We start from the raw sequence: 5,372 nt of genomic DNA on the forward strand, positions 1-5,372 counted from the left end.
CTTTGGTTTATATTATTTGTAGTTGGTGTAGCAGCATCATTCACATTTACTGTTACTACCAATCGTACCGAACTTTCACATCCACTTACTGCATCGGTTAAACTTGCATAGTACATACCGCTTACTAAGGCTTCGGTATTTGCTATTACGTTACCGCCTGTTGCAGCATCATACCATACTACTCCTGCCTCATTAACCTGAATATCGGCTACTGTTGGCATATCTGCTTCACAGAAGTTTTGAGTAGCATTTGCTGTAGTAGGGGTAGGTGCATCGTTTACATTTACTGTAACGGCTAATCGTACCGAGCTTTCACAACCACTTACCGCATCGGTTAAACTTGCATAGTAAACGCTTCCGTCAGTAAGAGCTGTTGTAGCAGCAAGCATGTTATCTCCTGTTGCAGTGTCATACCAGGTTACTCCTGCCTCATTCACCTGAATATCGGCGATTGTTGGCATATCAACCTGACAGAAGTCCTGAGTAGCGTTTGTGGTAGTTGGCGTAGCAGCATCATTTACATTTACTGTTACCGATAACCTTACTGAGCTCTCACAACCACTAACTGCATCGGTTAAACTTGCATAGTACATACCGCTCACTAAGGCTTCGGTATTCGCTATAACAGCTCCTCCGTTCGCAGCATTATACCAAGTCACCCCTGCCTCATTCACCTGAATATCGGCTACTGTCGGCATATCTACCTGACAGAAGTTTTGAGTAGCATTTGTAGTAGTTGGTGTTGGCGCATCGTTTACATTTACTGTAACAGCTAATCTAACCGAGCTTTCACAACCTGTTACTGCATCTACCAGTGCTGCATAGTAAACAGATCCGTCTACCAGTAAATCAGTATCTGCAAATGCAGTACCTCCTGTTGCAGCATCATACCAAACTACTCCGGTTTCATTTACCTGAATATCGGTTACTGTTGGTGCATCTACCACACAGAAGTCCTGAGTGGCATTTGTTGTAGTTGGTGTAGCAGCATCGTTTACATTTACAGTAATCTCCAGCCTATCTGCACTTTCACAATTGTTAACCGTTTCAAACTGGGCTGCATAATATACTCCTCCGTCTACAAGAGGGGTTGTATCTGCAAGCAGTACACCTCCTATTGCGGCATCATACCATCTGATATTTAATTCATTAACCTGAATATCGGCAAGAGTTGGTGCATCCACCACACAGAAATCCTGAGTTGCATTATTTGTTGTAGGTGTAGCTACCGGATTTATTAAACAAGGATCACATATTGTACCTGTGTTATCATAATTATCATTGTAGTAATCGTCTAATATGAAAACATCAGCAAAGTAGTTATTAAAGTCACCGCTTGCCATACCCGGATCGGTTGACTGCGGATCGGTATCGTTATTAAATAACCTTATACCATCGGCACAACAGGTACTGTTTGGCAGTACGAATGTGAATAGCAACAGTTCATCTCCGGCTACAAAGTCGAAAGCCGAACCATCTGTAGCGATAGCGTGATAATCGTTTGCAGAATCTGCTGCCGGGGCATAAACCTGAGAAGCATCCAGCCATACACCTCCGTTAACCGAAGTTATCACTAAAACCTCATCGTCTACAGAAGCCGGTAAAACAACGGCTATCTGGCTACCTGCTGCCACAAAGAAATCACTTGCCGAGAAATTAGGCATAGCATATACTTCGTAAGTACAGGTTGAAGGGTCAAATCTTACTGTAAAATCTATTGAAGGGTCTACCGTACAAGCCGGACTTGTGGGGTTAGGATCACAAGGATTTAGAGGATTACTGCCTCCTGTAACCTCATCACCGTCATTAATACCGTCACCGTCACTATCCGGATTTGTAGGGCTTGTTCCTATTGAAGCTTCCTGAGAATTTGTTAGTCCGTCACTATCCTGATCACAAGGTCCCGCAGCCATACTAGGGTCACAAGGATTTAACGGATCGGATCCGCCTGTAACCTCATCACCATCGGTAATACCGTCACCATCAGTATCTGCCAGAGTAGGATTAGTTCCTAAAAGGGCTTCCTCTTCATTGGTAAGACCGTCGCCATCCCTGTCACATAACGGACTGTTAAGGTTAGGGCTACATGGATCCAGCGGATCGGTACCGTTTGTTACCTCGCTACCATCATTTATACCATCACCATCCGTATCGGGATTAGTTGGATCTGTTCCGTATACTGTTTCCTGAGTATTATTAAGATTATCACCGTCCTGATCACAGACTCCGGCAGATGAATCGGGTACACAAGGGTTTGTATCATCGGGATCAGTTCCAAAAGGAGAACCGTCACCATCGGCATCTGTTGGACAACCTCCTGTTGGCACAGGGCTACAAGGATCTAAGGGGTTACTACCTCCTGTTACCTCATCACCGTCGTTTATCCCATCACCATCGGTATCGGGAAGGGTTGGATCTGTACCTATAAGTGCCTCTTCAGAATTGTTAAGTCCGTCACCATCCTGATCACAGGTAGCAAAATTGGCATTAGGCACACAAGGATCATTATCATCGGGGTCGGTTCCTTCCGCTACCCCGTCACCATCATTATCTACTATTCCACACGATGTACCTGAATTATTGTAGTTTACACCATAGTAGTCCTGAAGGTCAAAAACATTACCTACATAGTTACCGAAATCGGCACCATTCATTCCGGTATCAGACGGACCCGGATCTAACGAGTTGTTATACAGCCTAACATCGTTTACACAGCCCATAGCTAATGTAAACCTGAAAAGCAGCAATTCGTTATTAGCCACAAGATCTACGGTAGAACCGTTTGTGGCTACACCATGGTAATCACTGGCAGAGTCTGCTCCGGGAGCATACACCTGCGAGTTGTCTGACCACGGTCCTCCGTCTACAGTTGTGATTGAAAGTGCGCCGTCACTAACTGCAGCAGGAACTACTACCGTTATCTGGCTACCACCCGCGAGGAAGAAATTGGCCTGAGTAAAATCAGGGCGGGCATACACTTCATACATGTTCGTTGCCGAAACATATTTAAGGGTAAGATCTATTTGCTGCGAATGCAAATATTGTGTGGAAAACAATATTCCTCCGAGCAATAATATTTTAAGTAGAAAACTTCTCATATGCAATTGGTATATAATTAGAAATAGTTTGTGCGTAAAGTGGAATTCCTCTCCCGGTATTCCACTTTATTGGGGGATCTGCTCTATCATGTTATTATAGTTATTTAAATTTCCTGTATTTAGCGGGTATGTTAATACTGAATTTTGCATTACCTGTCTTTCATTTCCGGCACCATCATACTTAACCGTACCGTCCATGTTTATATCTCCCGACAGATAACCTTCTGCATTGAAGTTCAATACCTGCCCTGTATTCCCGGAGTCAGAAAGCACCTGGCTTCCCATTGTTTGCCTGTCGTTATTTACTCCGTCATACTTAATCTTGTTATCGTAGTTTGCATTTCCTGCAAATAGTGCCTTACCTGTATAGCCAGTCATATCCACATCATACATTGCCACATTATCAGGGCTGGTTGATAAATGATAGGTATTGGCATCACTAAGAGAGGTAAAATCTATTGCAGCCAGTCCCATTGAAGCTGTTATAGTGTTTGCTGTCATAGCTCCAAAATGATTGCGGTGTTTTACCGCCACATAAAATGTTTCCGGTACTGAACTAATTCTTAAAGCTCCGCCTGTGGCAGCATCTACCACATCACCGTCTCTTTGTACCAGTGCCGACATTGTTTTAATGACCTCTGTATCATCTAACGGGTTTCTTATTTCAATAAATACCCAGTCTACCACCGCGTCGCCTGTTCCGTCATTCGCATTAAGAACAGTAGAGTTTGTAGTTTCATCTCCGGTATTGTTCACGTGAGTAAACCTTGCGTTAAGAGTACTGCTGTAAGGCTGTTCTTCAGGAATATGTCCTCCTGTTCTTAAATCGTCGCGCATAAGTCCGTCTGAAGTACCCGATAATGCACCGTGAAGCATCATTTTTATATTAAGTGTAATATCACAGTTTGAGGTTAAGGTTACCGCTACAGCAAAACGTGATGTACTCACACAGCCATTTTCGGTTATCTCTCCATAATAAGTAGTGCTGGTTACAAGCGCATCTGTACTTGTATAAGCAGTACCGCCACTTGCCTGATTGTACCAGGTAACATTACTTTCGTTAGCCGATAAACTGGCTACTGTAGGTGAGTCATATCCGCAGAAAGATTGTGACGCACTACCCGTTGGAGCTGCCGTACTGTATACATTCACTGCAACAGCAAGCCTTGATGTACTCACACAACCGTTTGCGGTTATTTCTCCGTAATAAGTAGTGCCATCGCTAAGCGCATCAGTACCCGCATAAGCTGTACCGCCACTTGCCTGATTATACCATGTTGTACTACCCTCAACCGTTACAAGATCACCCACTGTTGGGCTGTCCTGTGAACAGAAGTTTTGAGTAGCATCTCCCGTTGGAGCTGCTGTAGTATATACATTAGCCGTAACCGCAAGCCTTGACGTACTCACACAGCCGTTTGCAGTTATCTCTCCGTAATATGTAGTTCCGTCACTAAGGGCATCAGTACCCGCATAAGCTGTACCACCACTTGCCTGATTGTACCAGGTTGTACTGCCTTCAACCGTTACAAGGTCACCTACTGTAGGACTGTCCTGAGAACAGAAGTTTTGAGCAGTATCTCCCGTTGGTGCTGCTGTAGTATATACATTAACCACCACGGCCAACCTTGTGGTACTAGGACAGCCGTTTAGGGTAATTTCTCCGTAATATGTAGTTCCGTTAGTTAAAGCATCAGTACCGTTATAAGCTGTACCGCCACTTGCCTGATTGTACCAGGTAACACTACCTTCGTTAGTCGACAAATCGGCTATTGTAGGAGTATCCTGAGAACAAAAATCCTGAGTAATGTTTGATGTTGTAGGCGAAGCCGTTGTGTTTAACGTTACCGTAACTTCCAGTCGACTCGTACTAACACAGGTACCTGATTCGATAGAACCGTAATAGGTTTCACCGTTAACCAAGGCATCAGTACCATTATACGCTGTACCGCCACTTGCCTGATCATACCATACAACACCTGCCTCATTTACTACAATATCTGCCACTGTAGGGCTATCTATAGTACAAAATGCCTGAGCGGCATCTCCCGTTGGGGCTGGTATGTTACCCACATTAGCTGTTACTGCAAACCTTGAAGTACTCACACAACCGTTTGCAGTTATTTCTCCGTAATAAATTGTTCCGTCACTAAGGGCGTCGGTACCCGTATAAGCCGTACCGCCACTTGCCTGATTGTACCAGGTTGTACTACCCTCAACCGTTACAAGATCACCCACTGTTGGGCTGTCCTGAGAACAGAAGTTTTGAGTAGC

At 44.3% G+C, this 5,372-nt stretch carries 2 protein-coding genes; both read right to left on the bottom strand.

Going from position 1 to position 5,372, the window contains the following annotated elements:
• Positions 1-3,098 (bottom strand): Ig-like domain-containing protein (locus tag Q763_RS17615; RefSeq protein WP_449528481.1); only part of this gene is annotated, 3,098 nt, incomplete at its 3' end.
• A 66-nt stretch (positions 3,099-3,164) separates the two neighbouring features.
• Positions 3,165-5,372: immunoglobulin domain-containing protein (locus Q763_RS17985; RefSeq protein ID WP_449528482.1), on the bottom strand; the 2,208-nt coding region annotated here is incomplete at its 5' end.

Origin of the sequence: Flavobacterium beibuense F44-8, from assembly GCF_000769915.1 — a bacterium.
Classification (GTDB): domain Bacteria; phylum Bacteroidota; class Bacteroidia; order Flavobacteriales; family Flavobacteriaceae; genus Flavobacterium; species Flavobacterium beibuense.